Genomic DNA, 20,931 nt, shown 5'->3' on the forward strand with positions numbered 1-20,931 from the left:
AACGTTCAAGTATAAAACCCCGGCTTTGGAGAAAAGTCGGGGATTTTTAATTAGGGGTAGTTTTGCAGACTTTGAAGCGATCGCATTTTCTATTTCCACAAACTAGAAGATTTATCAATACTCTATGAAAGTAGTTGCTTTTAGACTCAAGTCTAATGAAGATTTAAGAAAGAGCCTAAAAATTTTTGCCATCAATCAAAAGATTAACGCGGGATTTATCCTAACTACCATTGGTAGTCTCAAACAAGCAACCATTCGTTTTGCTAATCAACAAACAAGTACAGTCTTAACAGATAAATTTGAAATTCTTTCTCTTAACGGTACAATTGCCAGCACAGGTGTTCACCTCCACATTGCGATCGCTGACAAAGAAGGCAAAACTATTGGTGGACATCTTGATGATGGATGTATTATCTACACAACTGCGGAAATAGTGATTGGATACACAGAAGAATTTGCTTTTACCAGAACAATAGATGAACAAACAGGCTATCAAGAACTAGAAATTATTTAATTAACCTTTTTAAACGCAGAGGATGGCAGAGGTCAACGCACCAGGTAGCAGAGTGTTAATCAAAGCTACTTCGTTTTGTATTTTGAATAGTTTCACTCAACCACCAACGCGTAATCTATCAGTGTTCATCGGTGTGCATCTGTGTTCGTCTTTCAAAACATGATTTTCGGTACATCCGAAATTCCCGTCAGCCATAATTCTACCTCCAGGACATTGCATCAACATCTTGAGGAAGATGTGGGAAATACTACAAATCTAGTATTTATCAAAGCGGGAGGTCAAACAAACCATCCTGACAAAGGAGAGTAAGTTAATGAAATTAACAGTGATTTGGGATTTACTTAAAGAAACATTTAATGAATGGCAGCAAGATAAAGCGTCGCGATTGGCGGCAGCATTAGCTTATTACACAATTTTTTCTATCGCCCCATTATTAATTATTGTTATTGCGATCGCAGGTGCAGTATTTGGAGAAGCAGCAGCAAGAAACGCAATTTTTACCCAACTTCAAGGATTAATTGGCCCTGCGGGTGCACAAGTGATTCAAAATGCTATTGAAAGCGCTAGCCAACCGCGAGCAGGAACTATTGCTTCACTCATTAGTATAGTAGTCTTAATATTTGGTGCTACTGGTTTATTTACGGAATTACAAGATTCCCTCAATACCATTTGGGAAGTACAACCCAAACCAGGAAAAATGGTAAAAAACATGGTTCGCCAACGTTTTTTGTCCTTTGCTATGGTGTTAGCGATCGGTTTTTTGCTCCTCGTTTCTTTGGTAATCAGTACAGTATTATCAGCCTTTGTTAACTACTTTCAAAATTTACTGCCAGGTGTCGATTTTGTCTGGCAAATTGTCAACTTCATCCTGGGTTTTGTCATCACTACTTTACTATTTGGGTTAATTTTTAAAGTTCTGCCAGATGCCAAAATAGTTTGGAAAGATGTTTTAATTGGAGCAGCTATTACCTCACTTTTATTCTCCTTGGGTAGGTATGCACTTGGACAATATTTAGGCAACAATACTTTTGGTTCTACCTATGGGGCTGCTGGCTCAATAGTAGTAATCTTAGTTTGGGTTTACTATACCGCTCAAATCTTGTTTTTTGGTGCAGAATTTACTCAGGTTTACGCCCGCAGATATGGTTCTCGCATTATCCCAGCTGATTACGCAGTTCCTCTAAAAGAAAGCAATAAGGAAGAGAAATAATCAGTTATCAGTGATCAAATTAAACTAGTCACTGTTTTCTGACTTACGATAAGGCAGACAAGGGAGAATATCTTCACTCCTCATACTCCCCACACTCCACCACACTCCACCCTACGGGAAGCCGCTAGCCGCTAGCGCGTCTACACACCCCTCACCTCCCCACACTCCCCGATCTTTAACCCACAGGCCACTGTACAATATGACGGTTGTACTCTGTGGCGGACTGTGATTGAGCGTTATACCTTGCCTGAGATGGGCAATTTATGGACAGATGCGTATAAGTTTAAAACCTGGTTGCAAGTAGAAATCGCTGTTTGTGAGGCACAGGCGGAATTAGGTTATATTCCAGCCGAGGCGGTTGCAGAAATTAAAGCCAAGGCGAATTTCGACCCCAAACGAGTGTTAGAAATTGAAGCGGAAGTCCGTCACGATGTCATTGCTTTTTTGACAAATGTCAATGAATATGTAGGTGATGCTGGACGCTACATTCACTTGGGTTTAACCAGTTCTGATGTGTTGGATACAGCTTTAACATTGCAACTTGTTGCTAGTCTGGATTTATTGTTGCAACATGTGCAAGCATTAATTGATGTGATTCGTCAGAAGGCGAAAGAACATCGTTACACGGTGATGATCGGACGTTCTCATGGAATTCATGCTGAACCCATCACCTTTGGTTTTAAACTAGCTGGGTGGCTAGCAGAGATATTGCGCCATCAAGAACGTCTGCAAATTCTCCGGAAAACGATCGCTGTAGGTAAAATTTCCGGTGCAGTGGGAACCTATGCCAATATCGAACCACGCGTAGAAGCGATCACCTGCCAAAAACTCGGACTCCAACCTGATGCAGCATCAACACAGGTAATCTCACGCGATCGCCACGCCGACTTCGTGCAACAGTTGGCTTTAGTTGCAGCTTCCATTGAACGTTTTGCAGTGGAAATTCGCAACCTCCAAAAAACCGATGTTTTGGAAGTCGAAGAATTCTTTGCGAAAGGACAAAAAGGCTCTTCTGCCATGCCTCACAAACGCAACCCCATCCGTTCCGAACGCCTCACAGGTATGGCTAGAATCATCAGAAGTCATGCTGTTGCAGCTTTAGAAAATGTTGCCCTTTGGCATGAACGGGATATTTCCCACAGTTCTGTAGAACGAGTAATTTTGCCAGATGCTTGCATTTTGATGCATTTTATGCTTGTGGAGACAACCGACTTGGTGCAAAACCTACTGGTGTATCCAGAAAATATGGCACGGAATATGAATGTTTATGGCGGCGTTGTCTTTAGCCAAAGAGTTTTGCTCACCTTGGTAGAAAAGGGAATCAGCCGCGAAGAAGCCTATAAAATTGTCCAAGAAAATGCTCATACCGCTTGGAACAAATCGGAAGGCAATTTCCGCGAGTTGATTAGTAAAGATCCCCGTGTCACCGCTAAATTGTCATCAGCAGAAATTGCAGCGTGTTTTGATCCACAACACCACTTGCAGCACCTAGAGCAAGTCTATCAACGGCTGGGAATTTAGTTAGTAGTTAGTAGTTAGTAGGTAGAGACGCGAGGAACATCGCGTCTGTACATTAGTAGTTAGTAGTTAGTGGATAGTGGTAGATATTAACTACTAACTACTAACCATTAACCACTACCAAAATTATACGTAATTAGCATACAACATTAATATATTCAGATACTGACATAATTCAGTATTCTGATACCAAGGCTATTTATTCTGTGAAAAAATTACATCACAGAAAAGTGTAAATGGCTACTCTTTGCTTCTGCATTTGTGGTTTTCACCCTTATGATTGAACTCCTAGCCGCACTTTCTGCCTCAGCCGCAGCAGGAATGAGAACTGCCTTACCCTTGCTGTTTATTGGACTATTACAAGGTCACCTTCTTTGGTCGCAAGTACCAATCTTATCTCATATTTCCTCACCTTTCTTGTTAGGCATTCTCACAAGTTGGTCATTTGTGGAACTACTTGCTTCTAAAAAACTGATGGGACAACGAGTGCTGCAAGTGGTGCAGCTTGTCTTGTCTCCACTTGTAGGAGCAATCATGGGGTTAGCAGTAGCTTCAGCCACAGCACCTGCTAACTGGCTGATTGCCCTGGTTGGAGGTACATTTGCCTTATTACTCCAGCTAACTCAAGTCGGCTGGTTCTTTCGTTTGCGCGGCATACCCCTATGGGCAGTCTTTATTCAAGATTTATTATGTATTGTCCTAGTATTTTTTGCCCTTGGCGCCCCCCGACAAGGAGGATTAATTGCTCTCGTCTTGCTTTGGTTTGCCCTTCGTAGTGGTCAATATTGGTATCGCCGATATTGGCAAAACCTTAAGCAGTACCGCCGAGCTAATTAAGAGCTTTAAAAACTGGGAAATATCACTATCAAATAAATCGCGAACAGTAGTCGCTACAATCTTCAAGGCTAGTGGATTACCAGCGTAAGATTGAATTAGAGTTTGCCAGTCATAGCTTGAGCCAATGAAGCTACCTTTGCAGCTAAAAATAGCTTGTCCTTCAGCGATTGATAAACCTGATAGTTGTAAAGACCGAACAGGTTATGTTTTGTAATTAACACTTGGGCAGACATCATCAACCGTGCCAATCTGGGGATGGAAGTGATGCACGAACGTAACGCCCACAACTTTCCTCTAGACTTGGCTGCTAATACTCCTGCAATCAACGGTTAGATTTTTAGGAATTCAGATTTCGGTTGTTGTTCTATGAGTGCATGATGAATTACAACCACGACTAGCGCTTCCTTGAGGAGCTTTTTCTTAATTAATCAATTTGCATAATTGACTCTTAAAAACTTGTAATAATTACTGGAACGGATGTAGATGCACAAACACAAGCTTCATTATTTTTCTTTATGGCTTTGTTGCCCCAGTTTCCGTAATCTAAAGATCGGTTTTTGATATTAAACTTAAGTTTATTGTTCTATGATTGCTTAACAAAAGCGCTTCGTTGTGGAGCGCTCTTTTTTTATTAGTCAAAGGTTCTGTACTATAAAAACCGCAAGTAATCTCTTTACAAGTAATTCTGCAATCATGCCTGTACGTCAAACTTTAGCAAAGCCTGATATTCAACTTTCGTATTTGGAGTGGAACCAAAATCAAGGTCAAGAAAATTTATTACTACTGCATGGTTTAGCTGACCATGCCCTAGTTTGGTCTAGTTTGGGAGATTACCTAGCGCCACACTACCACATAGTTGCTCCTGATCTACGCGGTCATGGTGAGAGTAGTAAACCAGAGAAAGATTATAGCTTTGAAAGTGCGATCGCAGACCTAGAAGCATTGATGAATAAATTAGGATGGGCAAGTACCCACATTGTCGCCCACTCTTGGAGTGGTAAATTAGCTTGCATCTGGGCTAGACAAAATCCACAACGATTGCAGAGTATGATTCTAGTCGACCCGATTTTTATCTGGCAAATGCCCAGTTTCTTGAAGGCGACATTTCCCATGTTGTATCGCTTCTTGTCATTTCTCAAAGCAATGGGCCCCTTTCCTAGTTACGAAGCAGCCGAAAAACAAGCCCGTCAGTTGAACCAATATCAAGGCTGGAGTCCCTTACAACAAAAAGTTTTTCAAGCAGGTATAGAACCAAAACCTGATGGTAACTGGGGTAGCAAATTTACAATAGCTGCACGCGATCACATTTTTGAGGAAGTCATGCAGGTTCCTGGTTTAACAGTTCCAATTCATACTCCCGCCTTATTTGTCCAGCCAGAAAAAGGTCTTAACCGTCAACAATGGCAACTCAAGCCTTACAAAACATACCTCAAGAACTTACAACTATGCCAAGTTCCTGGTAATCATTGGCCGTTTTTGACCCAACCTGAAGCCTTTAACCAAGCTGTAGAAGCTTTTTTGCAAGAACATCAAACTCCGTAACCCAAAAGCATACAAATAATCTATCTGTGTGCATCATCTTGCACGGTGATCGATTTCTAAAACATCATTTACGTAAGACTGTGAATTGAAGAAGCAATAAAGGTTTTGTGGCAATTGCCTAGTTGCTTTTGATTAACGAACACAGATACACACAGATGAACACCGATAATCTATCTGTATACCCTATGGGAAGCCGCCCTTGGGGGCGTCTACGATTTTAAAAACATGATTGTTGCCATAGTTTTAATTCACATTAGGCGTGATTTTGATCACAACTTTAAAACTTCATTCTGGTTTTTTGTGCCAGTTGCCATCCTCACCTTTTTCATAATCTCGCTTCACAGCTGCCCAAGCCACACGAAAAGCTGTCTCCTCATCATCATATTCTTTTGCAGCATTATTGAAGGCTGCAAGAAATATCTCGGCTGCGTGTTTGGGCAGATGCTTCTTCACAGAGTCCGGTAAATCTGCTATTTCTTGATAAGGCATACAATCACACTCCCCTATGTCATTTTTGAATTTTCTTGAAAAAATTGGTTATTTTGCTGTGCTGCTTGGTCGCTTAAGCTTGTTAAGACAGATGGTGAGATAGAAGATTGACTGTCTTTACCTTGAACGCGATCGCTACCAATACCATCTGGTTCTGGTAAAAATCTGTTTACCCAACCGAGAAGTACACAGGTGAAACCAGGAAATAGGGCGTGAAATTTATCGCCTATCTGCGCTGGTAACGATAGTGTGACTTCCGCATCTCCCCGTCTAAAAGCAGCAATAATTTGCTTAGCTGCACTTTCAGCACTCATAGAGATTAGGGGTAGAGAATCACTAATGCTAAACCAAGCGTATTCTTGACGATGCTTACCTTTGAAGAAAGCATTATAGGGACTGCCAGTACGCATCAAACCGGGACAAACAGTAGTCACAACAATCCCGTCCTTTGCCAATTCTGAGTGCATTCCTTCCGAAAGCCCAACTAAAGCAAACTTACTGGCACTGTAAGGTAACAGATGTGGTACGCTCAGCTTACCACCTATCGAAGAAATATTAACGATGCGTCCCTCACGTCGCTGGCGCATCATAGGCAGAACAGCCAGAGTAGTATATAATGGCGCCCAAAAATGAATTTTGATGGCTTCTTCGTAGTCATCAAGGGTCATCTCTTGCATCGGCCCTACCTGGATAGTGCCTGCATTATTAATCAGCACATCAATCTGACCAAAGCGATCGCTCACAAATCGCATCATCTGCTTAACTTCAAGTTCATCTGTGACATCACAAGGTACAGCCAGTACTTCTCCACCCCGTTGCTGTAAATCGATCCGCGCTTTTTCTAATTCTGAGGTATCACGCGCACAAATCACCAGACGCGCGTTTTTTTGGACTAGCTGGCGTGCCATTACCAAGCCGAGTCCTCGTGAACCACCTGTAATTAGCACTGTTTTACCCTTCAGGTTATATTGCTGTTCTCGCCACCAGCGCCCAATAGCTTGTATGGCAAGTAATGCAGCTACAATCAGTACAGCTATAATTAATGGGTTTTGATAGTTTTGATAATTAATATTCATCTTTACTTAGCTTTGTGATTGTGAAATTTGATATTTTTGTGTGACCGTAATATCTAAAAATTCCTAATACTGAACTCTATTTGCAGTAGGTTTTAAACCTTTTTATCTATCCTGAATGAAAGGCTGCAAACATTTTTTCATATTCAAATTCAACCCTTTTTTTATCGGGGTGTAGAGCTTTTAGCGCTATTAATAAAAAATATAAATATTTATCTTTAAAAATTGTTGATGTTATAAAACTATCCTAAAAAGTTGAACAAATTTTCTCCTCTTTCTATGGTCGTGTTGCTTTGATTGTGACTGTGCCAAAAGGCAGAAGGCACAGGGCAGTCCCGATGAAAAAAATCACCACTAAGCATGAAAAAACCTCACCCCGTCCTGTCGGACACCCCTCTCCTTGTTAAGGCTTACCCTTAACCGAATTTTCTTGGTACAAATGCAACTTCATTTTATTTGCAACTGTCTGAAGATAGAGTATTAGCGGCTTGCTAACTTCTACCACGGATAAATCAGTCATGAGCCTTTGCATCAACCCCCACTGTTTGCAACCCAACCATCCAGATAACGATGAGAACCGTTTTTGTCAAAGTTGTGGTTCTGTGCTGGAGTTGTTAGGACGCTACCGAGTAATGCGTTTGTTGAGTGACAAAACTGGTTTTGGTAAGATTTATGAGGCTTATGAACAAGACAGACCGAAAATCCTCAAGGTACTCAAGGAAAATCTTAACAGTGATGCCAAAGCCGTAGAACTATTTCAGCAAGAGGCGGTTGTGTTGGGACAATTAGATCATCCAGGAATTCCCAACGAAGATAGTTATTTCCCCTATCAAACTAGAGATGGCTTGCTGCTGCACTGCATTGCTATGGAAAAAATCGAAGGTCCCAACTTAGAGGGATGGCTAAAGCAGCAGCAAAATCGACCAATTTCTCAAGCCCAAGCGATCGCCTGGTTAAACCAGTTAGCAGAGATCTTAGTTTTAGTACATGGGAAGCAGTACTTACATAGAGATATCAAGCCCTCTAACATTATGATTCGCCCTGATGGGCAGTTGGTATTGATTGATTTTGGTACTGCTAGGGAACTAACCAGAACCTATCTTGCCAAAGTCAGCAGTGGTGGAGGCGGAATCACAGCAATTACCTCATCTGGCTACAGCGCCCCAGAACAAATGAACGGTCAAGCTGTACCCCAGTCAGATTTTTTTGCCTTGGGACGCACCTTTGTATTTTTGCTGACGGGGCGTCATCCCCTAGATATGTATGATTCATACCACAATGTTTTGTACTGGCGCGATCGCGCTACTCATGTCTCACCCTTACTGTTGGATTTAATTGATTGGCTAATGGCGAGGGATGTAGCGCAGCGTCCTACTAACGCCCAAGAAATTTTACAACGTCTAGCAGAACAGGAAAGTCAACTCACGCCAAGCACTGCTGCAACTATTAATGTAGTTGGGCATTTGACAACAGAACAGTTAGAACCAGCAACTACAACTTTACCACCAAAAACACAGCAACGAAGAATACCTCTACTAGCATGGTTTGCCGCATTGCTTGTGTCATTGGGTTTACTCGGTATAGTAGCATTGGCAATGCGATCGCCCAAATTTGCTTCATTACCTATTAATTATGGGCAAATACCACAGAAAAAAGGTAAGGTAGACTACTTCCCCTATCAGCAAGGAAAAGATAGCCAAGGTAGAACAGCAGAATTTAATATCGCTGTTTTGTCAGTAGAATACAAATGGCTTTTAGGCAGCAATTATCAAATTAAACATAACAATCAAATTATCAATCTGGAAAATTTAAGGGTCAACTTAGAACAAGAAGGAATCCAAACAATTATGCAAAACCCAACTGAGATCATCTCAGTGGGGACAGCTTCTTGCGAGGGCACACCACAAATAGAAGAACGTAGAGCTTTTGAACGTGCTAAACAAATCCAACTTTTAGTCAAAAAATTATTCTTTCATGTATCTAGCGTTAAAGGTTACCGGTTATTAAATCTTGGTCAATTTCAACGCAATAATTGTCAATCAAACCAAGATTTAACAGCATACCAAAGGAGCATTATTATTATTGGTGTGCGGAAACAATCAGAAGGTGTAGTTTTAGATGAAGCCCTCCGCAATAGATTAGAAAAGAAACCATTTGCTGATTTTAAGTTAGAAGATTATTCGTTAGGAGCAGCAGATAAGTTTAAAACAATACCTAGTAATTTATAAGTATGAGTATAAGCGGTGACAAAATTATTTTTTATATATCGACCACTGATGAACACAGATGCACACAGATAGACACTGATAGATATTCAATTACTGATTAAGTAGCTATTTGCAAAACCTCTGCGAACCTTTGCGCTACCTCTGCGCTCCTTTGCGTTAAAGATCGCTAGGATAATAGTACTTCTATAACTAGGAGAAATAAATGGGCTTTTACTCACAAAAAATTCTTCCCTATCTTATTGATTGGTCACTATCAGATCCTAGTCTGGCTAAATATCGTCAAGAGGTTTTAGCAAGTGTAGAAGGAGAAGTTCTCGAAATTGGATTTGGTAGCGGAGTAAATCTTTCCTACTATCCAGAACACATTCGCAAAATTATCACAGTTGATGTCAACCCAGGCATTCATGCACTAGCCCAAAAACGTATTCAGGCATCTTCTATTACAGTAGACCATCATATTTTAAGTGGTGAAAACCTACCAATGGCAGATCACACATTTAACAGCGTAGTCAGTACTTGGACTTTATGTAGTATTGAGAATGTTGAACAAGCTCTTAAAGAAATCTATCGGGTGCTAAAACCAGGAGGAAAATTTTTTTTCATTGAACATGGACTCAGCAATGAACCTAATGTTCAAGTCTGGCAAAATAGATTGACCCCATTACAAAAAATAATTGCAGGCGGTTGTCATTTGAATCGCAATATCCGACAAATTGTAGAGAATCAGTTCGATGCAGTGAGCTTGGAAGAGTTTTATGCTGAAAAAACGCCTAAGATTCTGGGATATCTTTACAAAGGCATCGCAACTAAGGCTAGTTAACTTAATCTAGTGGTAAAATTTTCCTCCCCACGACAGTGATTAACGGGGAGCGGGTAAATTATATAGGTGAGATTGGTAGTTTTGCTTAGCTGAGGGATTGATGCGATCGCTAATTCGACATATAAAAATCAGTTTAAGAACACCTCAGCCAAAATTTTCATAAAATTTAGGTCTTTTTGTGCCATTTCCTGCATAATCCTGTGTTTGCAATTCCCATACATAAGTAGCAACATCCCTCAGATTTAGAGGGTCAGGTTGACTTGTTAATAGTTGACCGAAGCAAAAACCAGAGGACACTTCATGAAAAAACGTGAAGATATCATTGAAAAGTTCTCAACGTTTCTCAGTTTTGGCAACTCCAGTAGTGACGTAAATCCTATTTGGCAAACAGATCCAGACTTAGAACGTTGTATAAAAAGTTTAGTGGAGTCAGAACCAGATGCAAATGAAGAGTTTTGGGCGCAGTACTTTCTGAAAGTTCTCAGAGAGGAATCTCAGTCTCAGAGTCAAGAAGATGGGGAGAAATATTTCACCCCACCACATAGTTCTTTTATCGCTGGGAGACATATGTCTGCATATTTGCAAGAAGCTTGCTTGTGGGCTTCTCAAAAAGCTTATCAAAGATTTAAATATCTCCGGCATAAATATCCATTAGAAGAATATTTTCAAATCGCTAATGCAGCTGCTAATCCCCCAGCTAAACTCCTGAAAAATTTTAATGTTGAATATCCACTGACTAATATCGAAGGATATGCTAAAACAGCAATCATAAGGTTGATTAGCAATACAATTTATCGGCATGATATAGAAGCAAAGAGAGGAAAATTTTCTGACTATGGTTTACTTAAAGATTTAAACGCTAAAGAATTACGCGAAGCATTGTTCTTTAAAGGGATAAATCACAAAAAACTTAATTCTTACTACTTAATTTGGCAATGTCTAGATAAAATCTATCAACCAACACGCTGTCAAGGAGGTCGTAGTTTGGAACCTCCCAATCAACAGCATCTCCAAGAAATTGCCCATTGTTATAACCAGCAAATAAACAAACTAGATTTTCCTACAGCGCCAGTTTCCAGCGAGAAAGTTCAATCTATGTTATCAACCTGTGTGCGGGCAGCTCGTGATTATCGTACCAAACGTTTTTTATCCTTAGAAGAATATGACAATATTTTTGACCCTACACTAACACCTTGGGATAATCTCATACAAGAAGAAGCATGGGAACAAGTTCACTCAATTATCTCAAATTTATTTGCCTCTATACCAGAGACTGGTCAAATAATGTTAAAACTTTGGCAAGGGCTGGGCTTAACTCAAACTGAAATAGCAACAATTTTAAAAGCTAGTTATCCAGGCTTACAAAAACAATATCAAGTAGCTCGTCAATTATCCAGATATCTAAAAAATATATTAAAAGATTTAGCTATAGAATTGAATAAAATTCATCCAGATGTTTGTCTTCACAATGAAAAAGATATTGAAAATATTAAAGATGCTATGAATGAATGTATTCAATCTCATTGCCAAAAGCTATTATATTCAACATTAGATAGAATTGAAAAACAATCTTTAGAACAAGAGAAATTATTAACTATTTCTCGGGAAATTCATCTTTTAGGACAACAAAACTATCAGCAGATTGCTATTCTTTTATCGGAAGCATCAAGTGTATTGTCACAGGTAAAACAAAACCTAATTATATCTTTCAAAGATGAATTGGCAAAGAGCATGAATTTAGAACACAATTCTCTAGAAGTAGTGAATCATAAAATAGCTGACTTCATTGAAGAATGGTTGAAAAGCAAATTATATTTTGCCAAACAGGGATGAAATTATATGAAATTAGAAATGAATGATTTAATGGTGCTTTACCCAGATAAATTATGGTTGGAGTTATCAGCCCAAGAACAACAAACTGCATGGCAAATATCTGCTCAAAATTATTACTCTAACCCTGCTGCCCGTTGGAATGCCTATCTTAATTGTTTATGTTTGAATGCTTTTTTAGATTGGTTGAAAGAAGATCCTGATTTAGGTGAAACTCCAAGTGTTTGGCCCAATTATCATCAGTTACCTAGTTTTTGGGAATTTGTCAATGGTACTTGTTTAACTTTAGGTGATCTGCGACTAGTGCTAATTCCTAGCGATAAAAGTAATCTGACAGAGTTTCGCATACCCCAAGAATGGGTTGATATTCCTAACTGGGTGGCTAATTATTATCTAGCTGTGCAGATCAACTTAGAAGAAAACTGGATAGGAGTGTGGGGATACACAACCCACCAACAAATTCGAGCAAAAGCTAAATATGACCTGATGGATCGAACTTACTTGTTGGATGAAGAAGATTTAATTGCAGATATAAATGTGATGTGGGTGGCACAGGAAGTATGTTCTGTGCAAAAACCAGAGCTAAAAATTTTGCCAAAGTTGTCAAGTATACAAATAGAGAAACTACTCAAGCAACTGGATGACTGGACTCCTGATTTACCCAAGAATGTGAGTGAGCAAGAATGGATGGCATTACTAGCACTAGATGAAGGAAGACAGGATTTATACCAAAAAAGGCTTGCAAAACATAAAGGTAATTTAGTTGCATACAATCAACCCTTGGTAAATAACTTGAGTAAATGGTTTCAAAATGTCTTTGAAGCAGGTTGGCACTCTTTTGACAGCCTCGTTAGTTCACAACAAAATACTTTAGCTGTGCAGTTCCGCAATGATGCAACCTTGAATGAGGTTCGTGTTAAGGGAGCTAAGTTGATTGATTTAGGGATGCAACTCAGGAATACTGCTGTGGTGCTGCTGATTGGTTTGACATCAGAAATAGATGAGAAAGTCAGTATCCGTGTCCAATTACATCCAGCTAATGAAGAAGTATATCTACCACCTGATCTGAAATTACTTTTACTTTCGGGGTCGGGAAACATTCTTCAGGAAGTACAATCTAGAAGTCACGACAATTTCATTCAACTTAAAAAATTTAAATCTCCCCCAGGCAAAAGTTTTAGTTTACAAGTGACCTTAGGTGATATCAGTATTAAAGAAGATTTTATGCTTGAGAAGCTTGTTGGCTAACAGCCATGAGTAAACTAGTTGTATTAAACCTGGGAAAGGGTAATTTAAAGCAAGGCTTTCCCTCTGTTACTGCTGCACTCTGGGAAGAAGGCAATCCCATCGTTATGCAATTTACGGGTAGCCTACCAGCTGCACCAGAACTTTGGTCACTCTACAAACGTTGGCAGCTGCTTTATCAGTTACTCTATGAAGCTCTTTACCCTAGCTTGGATTGGCGTAGTTACACAGATGATTTAGAGGATACAGAGATTGAGATAGACGAAGATGATGTCACGAATGTTTCCTCTGTTGATTTTAGTAATTTATGTGAGGATCTACACAAACAAATTAATTCCTGGCTGAAATCTGAACAATTTCGTCACATTGACCAAAAATTACGCACAAAATTAAATCCCGATGATGAAATCCGGGTAATTCTGGCAACAGAAGATCACCAAGTTAGGCGTTTGCCTTGGCATCTGTGGGATTTTTTTGAAGACTACCAAAAAGCAGTGGCATGTTCAAGTGTTTTAGAAGTTGAGCAAGTTAAGCCGTTACGTAAAAAACCTGGGCGAAAAATCAGGATTCTCGCTGTTCTGGGTAATAGTCAAGGAATTAATGTCCAGCAAGATCGGGCGATTCTAGAACAGTTACCAGGCGCGGAAATTATTTTTTTGGTGGAACCACAACGGCAAGAGTTGGATCGCTGGCTTTGGGATCGACGAGGCTGGGATATGCTATTTTTTGCAGGTCATGGTTCCACTGGTGCTGAAGGAGAAAGTGGTCGGCTTCATATCAATCAAACAGATACCTTGACGATCGCTCAATTAAAAAATGCTCTCCAAGCAGCGATCGCACGGGGTCTAAATTTAGTAATTTTTAACTCCTGCGAAGGTTTGGAATTAGCGCGAGAATTAGGTTCTCTGCATATTCCCCAAATGATTGTTATGCGCGAACCAGTCCCCGATTTTGTCGCCCAAGAATTTTTAAAGCACTTTCTCGAAGCTTTTGCTCATGGGGAATCTTTTTATTTGGCGCTACGAGAAGCACAGAATAAATTACAAGGTTTGGAAAATGAATTTCCCTGTGCCAGCTGGTTGCCGGTGATTTGCCAGAATCCAACAGCAGAACCGTTAGTTTGGCCACAACAACACGAGAGTGATCGCCACCCGATTTTGCCTCCCCGACGCATTCTCCCCATCATCTTGAAAACTAGCGTGGTAATCACTGCCCTTACTGTGGGCATTAGATCACTAGGTATGTTGCAGTCGTGGGAACTGGCAGCTTTTGATTTATTGATGCGATCGCGCCCTCCTGAAAACCTTGATCCTCGTATACTGGTAGTAAAAGTCACAGAAGCTGATGTGAGCGCCCAACCCGCCACAGAAAGAGCAGGAGCATCACTATCAGACAAAGCCTTGGCTGAAGTTGTGAAAAAACTGGAACAGTTCAACCCCAGGGTTATTGGTTTGGATATCTATCGTGAGAACCCAACCAAACCAGAATATGCAGATTTAGCTAAGACAATGCAAACCAGCGATCGCTTTATTGCTATATGTAGAGCCGGTGAAGACAAAACTAATCCTGGTGTTCCACCACCCCCAGAAGTTTCTACCCAAATCCAACGCCAAGGTTTTAGTGATGTCGTTACTGATCCTGATAACGTCATCCGTCGCCAAATCTTGGCTATGGCTCCTGCATCTCCCTGTGCGACTGATAAATCTTTGAGTTTTCGCCTGGCGAGTCGTTACTTAAAAAATCGCGGTATTCAACCTCAACTGACTCCTGAAAATAATTGGCAGTTCGGCAAGGTGGTATTTAAAAATATAGAGCCAAACAGTGGTGGTTACAGTGGTATAGATAATCTCGGTTATCAAGTGTTGTTAAATTGGCGTGCTGCCGATCCAGTTGCTCAACAAGTTACTCTCAAACAAGTTCTCAAAAATCAACTTACTGCCGAATTAGTACGCGATCGCATAGTTCTAATTGGTACAACTGCCGAAAGTTTTCACGATTACTGGTCTACTCCCTACAGTCATCAAATGCCAGGAGTAGTTGTACAAGCACATATGGTAAGTCAAATCCTTAGTGCTGTCCTGGATGAGCGACCGTTATTATGGGTTTTACCAAAGTGGTGTGAAATCTTGTGGATCTGGATTTGGTGTGTAGTTGGTGGTGTACTAGCTTGGCAGGTGCGATCGCGCTTACGCCTGCTGATTGCTTTAACGGGTGCGATCAGCATTTTATATATATCTTGCTTGTACTTATTAATACAAGGTGGTTGGATACCGTTGCTTCCCTCAACATTAGTCTTACTAGCTAGTGGAGCAAGCGTAGCAACCATAAATTCATCTCAAACCGAAGAGTAAAAATATATTTATTTGTTAAGTAAAATCAAAAGACTATTGTAACCTAGTACACCATTTCATTAATTCGTAGTGGATCAAATTTAGCGAGACTCTTCTACCTGGTACGCTAACTCCGCGTGTCTTTGCGTTAAAAAAGTACAAAAATATGCAACTTTATACCGTGCATAAAAAATTTTTATGTTTATACATTACTCCAAGTGCATAATCTGACTTTAATTCCACCAATAAAGAATAATAGAAAGATTAACTTAACAGACTTGACTGATGTCTCTTAAATAATCAAACCGAAAAAATTGCATTCTCTAGGAGAAAATCCAAAAATATGTAACTAATCAAGAAAACAATAGTTTTTTGATTTGATTACTCTATGCTCAACCTTATTGACTATTGATTAAACATACAAAAACAATGACAAATGAGCAAATCAAAATGTGCATTGACTATAGCTTGTATGTTACTTGGCTGGATGAGCTATTTCGTACCAGTAACAGCACAACCTAATCAACCAGCTAATAACAATTCTCAACCTATACAAATTCACTTTCAGGACAAAGAACCAGATGGATCAAGCCGAGGCAGACCTATTAAAAGGGGAGGAACTGGAAGCCGTGGTGACTGTCCATCTGTAGATGTTTTAACGACTGCATTGATACCAGAAAAAAATGTAGGTTTGACTGTTGATGAGTCTCCTAGCTTTTGGGTTTTTGTTCCTTATAAATCAACAGAGACACCGATTGGCGAATTTGTATTACAAGATGAAACAAATAATGACGTTTATCGAACTAATTTTACTCTACCTAATACACCAGGTGTTGTGAGCTTGAAGCTACCATCTACAGTAGCCTTAACAGTTAACCAAGACTATCAATGGTACTTCAAACTTTATTGTTCTAAGCAACAACTATCTAACCCGATATTTGTGCGTGGATGGGTGCAAAGAATACCAATCAAACCTGAATTAGCAAGTCTTTTGAAATCAGCTACCACACCACGGCAGCGCATCGCTATTTATGTTGAAAATGGCATTTGGTATTCAGCTTTGTCTGAGTTAGCTAAACTCCGCCTCGCTGAAACAAAAAATCCTATTTTTGCTAATGATTGGGCTAATTTATTGCAGGATATTGGTTTAGCTGATTTTGCATCAAAGCCTATTGTGGGAGAAGTAACACAGGTGAAATAATAACATGTTCGCTTGAATACTTATACTGTCGCGTAGACTGGTAATGGGTTGTTGGTCAATGATCAATGGTAAATTGTCATTTGTCATTGGTCATTTGTTGGTGGTTGTTATTTACCCCTCACACTCCACCCTTACCTTAAGCCGCGCAAAGCGCGTCTACACACTCCTTATACTCCTTATACTCCCATCTCCCCATCTCCTTTGTCCCCCTTATCCTCCATGTCCTCCTTGTCTGATTACCAAAGCGTATCAGAATGATAGTGAAACGGTATCATTTCCTCGCCTGTATTACCTGCAAACTTCCACCCGCATACAAACTTTGCTTGTCGATACTGAACCCCATCTCCATCAATAACCCAGGTAAATCAGTTTTTAACAACTGCCAAGCGGTTTCGGTTTCAAATAACCACAAAAACAGCCATACAGATGGCAAAAATAAGGGATTATGAGGATTGTGGAAATCAACAAGAGTAAATACTCCACCAGGCTTAAGCACACGATGTACTTCTGTAATAATTTTTCGCAATTGTTCGGGCTGCATTTCGTGTAGGGCAACACTTGTATGCACCAAATCAAATTCATTGTCTGCAAAGGGCATCTCTTCTGCAAAAGCTTCTACATATTCTGCTTGGGGAACATTCTGTTTTGCCCTCAGCAGAGATAACGGTGATGCATCTAATCCTGTTACATTTTGTGACAATTTCACTAAAAATTGTGTTGCTTGTCCACTGCCACAACATAAATCAAGAAGTTTAGTATCTGAGTGAATTGTTAAGTTTTGCAAAGCCAATTGTCGAAAACGTTGTTCACCACCAACACTAATAGCTGCCAAACGGGATATACCATCGTACAGCCACTGGTAACGATAACTCCAATCTCGTAAAATTGTAGCCACTGTCTCTATCCTTAGTCGTTAACTTATATATTTAATAAAGATATATTGTTAACATTAGTAAAAAACCTGAAAAGATTGGGGGATTGTTACTGCTATGGGTCGTGTAGGCGTATTACTGCTCAATCTCGGTGGCCCGGAGAAATTAGAAGATGTAGGGCCGTTTCTTTTTAATCTGTTTTCTGATCCGGAAATTATTCGCCTACCTTTTCCCTGGTTGCAAAAACCCCTAGCCTGGTTTATTGCTTCACGGCGTACAAAAAAATCTCAAGAGAACTACCGCAAAATTGGTGGTGGTTCTCCACTGCGGCGTATAACCGAAGCTCAAGCAGATGCCCTGAAAGGACAATTGCAAGCCTTAGGGCAAGATACGAAAATCTACATCGGTATGCGTTACTGGCATCCTTACACCGAAGAAGCGATCGCTCGCATCATCCAAGATGGCATTGAAAAACTGGTTATATTACCTCTTTATCCGCAATTTTCTATCAGTACCAGTGGTTCTAGCTTCCGGCTTTTAGAAAAACTTTGGCAAGAAGACCCCAGACTCCAGCAGATAGAATACACAGTAATTCCCTCTTGGTACAAACAACCAGGCTATCTCCAGGCAATGGCAGAACTGATAGCCCAGGAAATTGACCTACTACCTAATCCGAATGAAGCTCACGTCTTCTTTAGTGCTCACGGCGTTCCTAAAAGCTATGTAGAAGAAGCAGGCGATCCCTATCAGCAAGAGATTGAGGAATGCACCTATTTAATTATGCGGACACTTGATCGACCTAATGCCCATACATTAGCTTACCAAAGTCGTGTTGGGCCAGTAGAATGGCTACAACCTTATACGGAAGATGCTATCCCAGAACTAGCAACAAAAGGTATTAAAGACTTAGTAGTTGTGCCGCTCAGTTTTGTTTCCGAACACATCGAAACTCTGGAAGAAATTGATCTTGAGTATCGAGAAATAGCAGAAGAAGCAGGAATTCACAACTTCCGTCGTGTACCTGCTCTCAACACCCATCCAGTATTTATTAAAGCTTTAGCAGACTTAGTTGTTGATGCTCTTAAAGAGCCTAGTGTAAAGCTCTCGCAAGTTTACCAAATGAAGAAAAAGGTAAAAATCTATCCGCCAGAGGGTTGGGAATGGGGTATTACTACGAGTGCGGAAGTCTGGAATGGGCGCATTGCTATGCTTGGCTTTATTGCTTTGATGATTGAATTGATTACCGGACGTGGTTTACTGCATATGATCGGGATTTTGTAACTGCCATATGGACTTAAAATTCAAAAGTTAATGAGTTTAGTTATTTACAAACAAAGGCAGTCCCAATCAAAAAATTTCACCGCCAGCCCCTCTCCTTACCAAGGAGAGGGCGAGGTTACTTTCAGGTTAGACACCATGAACAGAGTTCACAACAAAGGATGAAAACAGTTTCTTCCTTCTGCCTCCTGCCCTCTGCCCTCTGTCTTCAATCTAGGATAGCGAGGGCGACATGGTGTACCCCATGATACTTGAGCAGCAGGAATATCAGTAAAAACACTGCTACGCGCACCAATGACTGCATTTGTACCAATTGTAACTCCTGCACCAATGAAGCAATCTGCTGCTACCCATACCCCATTACCTATGCAGATATTCGCTGTTTTCAAGCCAAAGGCTGGATCATACATATCATGACTACCAGTACACAGGTAGCTTTTCTGGGAAATTACGCAATTATCACCGATATGTATGTAATCCAAACTGTATAGAACTACGTCATCACCAATCCAACTATAGTCACCTATTGTGATTTTCCAAGGGTAAGTGAAGCGAGCAGTAGGTCTAATTAATACTCCTTTACCGACATGAGCGCCAAACAGACGTAACAAAGCACAACGCAGACCATTAAACGGATGAGGAGTCAAAGGAAAAGCGATCGCTTGCACAAACCACCATAACAAAACATACCAACTTGGACGTCCCCGATCAAACCAAGATTGGTCATATTTGCGTAAATCTATAAATGCTTGGTCATTAGTCATTTGTGATTATTTAGTAGTTTTATACTCCTCACACTCCACGCCAGTCCTCTTTGTTGGAAACCAACAAGACCGCGCTGGTTCCTCCACTCCCCCCACTCCCCCCACTCCTCACACCTCCCCATCTCATCTCCCCATCAAACAACTGTCTGTCCCACTTTCTGAGGGAAAGCAGTTGTTGTCACTGAAGTAGACTTAGTGTTAAGTTTGCCGTCACAGTGGCGTAATTCGTAGAGTTTAACCCCAATTTGATACTCATATTGGCTCAGCAGCCTTCCATAAATATATCCAGCTCTACCATCCAAAAAACCACGCTGAATAAAATAGAACAACACAAACCGTAAAAACGGTTTAAATGGGAGTCGCACCCAAATTGTTTTCAAAAAGCGTTTGCGCTGCACAGCATCACCGAATAATTTAGCGCCAATAGTACCGTTATCGTGATTACCTGTAAGCAAATTATAGTAAACACGGGCTTCCCAATTAGAATAGCGGTTATGTCGTTCTAACCAATGAAAAAGGTCACGGAAATCCTCGTGAATTATATCATTTTTCAGATATCCTACTTTTCCTTCTAAGATGACGTGTTCGTGAACTTCATTATCACCTGTATTCGGAATATCTTCTGTATTCAGGTTTTCGTAACGCCCTTTTTGATGCTTAAATAAACGCAAGTTCCAATCTGGATATTTACCACCGTGGCGAATCCATTTACCTAAGAAAAATACGCGGCGATTAAGGTAGTAGCCATTATATTCGGGATTTTGAATTGCTTGGGTAATTTCTTCCCATAACTCAGGGGTGATACGCTCATCGCAATCGACAATTAAAACCCATTCATTCCGAAAATGGAGGTTTTCTAAAGACCAATTTTTCTTTTTAGGCCAGCGTCCGTTGAAATGAAACTGCACGACATTTGCACCATAACTTTTAGCAACTTCGACGCTTTGATCACTACTTTGTGAATCTACTATAAAAACTTCGTCTGCTCTTTGTACACTAGCAAGGCAAGCTGGTAAATTTGCTTCTTCGTTTTTAGCTGGAATTAGTACAGAAACTGGTATTTTAGAAGATGACATAATATTTGTTAGTGGTTAGTGGTTAGTGGGTAGAGACGCGATGTTCCTCGCGTCTGTACATTAGTGGTTAGTTGTTGTTAGTTGATTGGTAGGATTACAAAAAT

General features: G+C 40.3%; 17 protein-coding genes and 1 pseudogene. 13 read left to right on the forward strand and 5 right to left on the reverse strand.

Annotated elements, in window-relative coordinates; genetic code table 11:
• Positions 1-124 precede the first annotated feature (124 nt).
• The 6 genes and pseudogenes from RS893_RS14580 to RS893_RS14605 all read left to right on the forward strand — a co-directional run bounded on the left by RS893_RS14580 (position 125) and on the right by RS893_RS14605 (position 5,621).
• Complete coding sequence (locus RS893_RS14580) at positions 125-514, forward strand: DNA-binding protein (RefSeq protein ID WP_315791790.1); 390 nt, start codon at positions 125-127, stop codon at positions 512-514.
• A 313-nt stretch (positions 515-827) separates the two neighbouring features.
• Positions 828-1,724, forward strand: a complete 897-nt coding sequence (locus RS893_RS14585; RefSeq protein ID WP_315791791.1) for a YihY/virulence factor BrkB family protein — start codon at positions 828-830, stop codon at positions 1,722-1,724.
• Between the two features lie 225 nt (positions 1,725-1,949).
• The gene (gene purB / locus RS893_RS14590; RefSeq protein ID WP_315791792.1) at positions 1,950-3,245 is read left to right on the forward strand and encodes an adenylosuccinate lyase; all 1,296 of its coding nucleotides are present in this window, start codon (positions 1,950-1,952) and stop codon (positions 3,243-3,245) included.
• A gap of 273 nt (positions 3,246-3,518) precedes the next feature.
• Positions 3,519-4,079 (forward strand): DUF4126 domain-containing protein, encoded by a 561-nt coding sequence (locus tag RS893_RS14595; RefSeq protein ID WP_315791793.1) that lies wholly within the window; start codon positions 3,519-3,521, stop codon positions 4,077-4,079.
• A 210-nt stretch (positions 4,080-4,289) separates the two neighbouring features.
• Positions 4,290-4,412, forward strand: a pseudogene (locus tag RS893_RS14600) (photosystem II q(b) protein); the annotation flags it as partial.
• Between the two features lie 360 nt (positions 4,413-4,772).
• Complete coding sequence (locus RS893_RS14605) at positions 4,773-5,621, forward strand: alpha/beta hydrolase (RefSeq protein ID WP_315791794.1); 849 nt, start codon at positions 4,773-4,775, stop codon at positions 5,619-5,621.
• A gap of 285 nt (positions 5,622-5,906) precedes the next feature.
• On the opposite strand, the gene RS893_RS14610 is transcribed toward RS893_RS14605, so the two are convergent.
• Together RS893_RS14610 and RS893_RS14615 are read right to left on the reverse strand one after the other, a co-directional pair.
• Positions 5,907-6,110: a ChaB family protein gene (locus RS893_RS14610; RefSeq protein ID WP_315791795.1), complete on the reverse strand. Its 204-nt coding sequence runs from the start codon at positions 6,108-6,110 to the stop codon at positions 5,907-5,909.
• A gap of 14 nt (positions 6,111-6,124) precedes the next feature.
• Positions 6,125-7,186, reverse strand: coding sequence for an SDR family oxidoreductase (locus tag RS893_RS14615; RefSeq protein WP_315791797.1), 1,062 nt, complete (start codon positions 7,184-7,186; stop codon positions 6,125-6,127).
• 515 nt (positions 7,187-7,701) lie between these two features.
• Here RS893_RS14615 and RS893_RS14620 point away from each other — a divergent pair.
• The 6 genes from RS893_RS14620 to RS893_RS14645 all read left to right on the forward strand — a co-directional run bounded on the left by RS893_RS14620 (position 7,702) and on the right by RS893_RS14645 (position 16,837).
• Positions 7,702-9,411 (forward strand): serine/threonine-protein kinase, encoded by a 1,710-nt coding sequence (locus tag RS893_RS14620; RefSeq protein ID WP_315791798.1) that lies wholly within the window; start codon positions 7,702-7,704, stop codon positions 9,409-9,411.
• A gap of 202 nt (positions 9,412-9,613) precedes the next feature.
• Positions 9,614-10,231, forward strand: coding sequence for a class I SAM-dependent methyltransferase (locus RS893_RS14625; protein ID WP_315791799.1), 618 nt, complete (start codon positions 9,614-9,616; stop codon positions 10,229-10,231).
• A gap of 300 nt (positions 10,232-10,531) precedes the next feature.
• Positions 10,532-12,064: a sigma-70 family RNA polymerase sigma factor gene (locus RS893_RS14630; protein WP_315791801.1), complete on the forward strand. Its 1,533-nt coding sequence runs from the start codon at positions 10,532-10,534 to the stop codon at positions 12,062-12,064.
• 6 nt (positions 12,065-12,070) lie between these two features.
• Positions 12,071-13,309: a DUF1822 family protein gene (locus tag RS893_RS14635; RefSeq protein ID WP_315791802.1), complete on the forward strand. Its 1,239-nt coding sequence runs from the start codon at positions 12,071-12,073 to the stop codon at positions 13,307-13,309.
• Positions 13,310-13,314: 5 nt separating this feature from the next.
• A complete protein-coding gene (locus tag RS893_RS14640) occupies positions 13,315-15,657 on the forward strand; it encodes a CHASE2 domain-containing protein (RefSeq protein ID WP_315791803.1) in 2,343 nt (780 codons plus the stop codon).
• A 415-nt stretch (positions 15,658-16,072) separates the two neighbouring features.
• Complete coding sequence (locus tag RS893_RS14645) at positions 16,073-16,837, forward strand: DUF928 domain-containing protein (RefSeq protein WP_315791804.1); 765 nt, start codon at positions 16,073-16,075, stop codon at positions 16,835-16,837.
• Between the two features lie 271 nt (positions 16,838-17,108).
• Here RS893_RS14645 and RS893_RS14650 read toward each other — a convergent pair whose 3' ends face one another.
• Entirely contained in the window at positions 17,109-17,732 is a 624-nt protein-coding gene (locus RS893_RS14650) for a class I SAM-dependent methyltransferase (protein ID WP_315791805.1), read from the reverse strand.
• Between the two features lie 94 nt (positions 17,733-17,826).
• Between RS893_RS14650 and hemH the strand changes: the two genes are divergently transcribed.
• Entirely contained in the window at positions 17,827-18,990 is a 1,164-nt protein-coding gene (hemH, locus tag RS893_RS14655; RefSeq protein ID WP_315791806.1) for a ferrochelatase, read from the forward strand.
• 146 nt (positions 18,991-19,136) lie between these two features.
• Here the strand turns inward: hemH and hpsU are convergent, their stop codons facing one another.
• Together hpsU and RS893_RS14665 are read right to left on the reverse strand one after the other, a co-directional pair.
• Positions 19,137-19,751, reverse strand: a complete 615-nt coding sequence (gene hpsU, locus RS893_RS14660) for a hormogonium polysaccharide biosynthesis acetyltransferase HpsU (protein WP_315791807.1) — start codon at positions 19,749-19,751, stop codon at positions 19,137-19,139.
• A 134-nt stretch (positions 19,752-19,885) separates the two neighbouring features.
• Positions 19,886-20,827 carry a glycosyltransferase family 2 protein gene (locus RS893_RS14665; protein WP_315791808.1) on the reverse strand — a complete coding sequence of 314 codons (942 nt, stop codon included), beginning with the start codon at positions 20,825-20,827 and terminating at the stop codon, positions 19,886-19,888.
• Between the last annotated feature and the right edge of the window lie 104 nt (positions 20,828-20,931).

This window comes from Fischerella sp. JS2, from assembly GCF_032393985.1.
In the GTDB taxonomy this organism is placed as follows: domain Bacteria; phylum Cyanobacteriota; class Cyanobacteriia; order Cyanobacteriales; family Nostocaceae; genus Fischerella.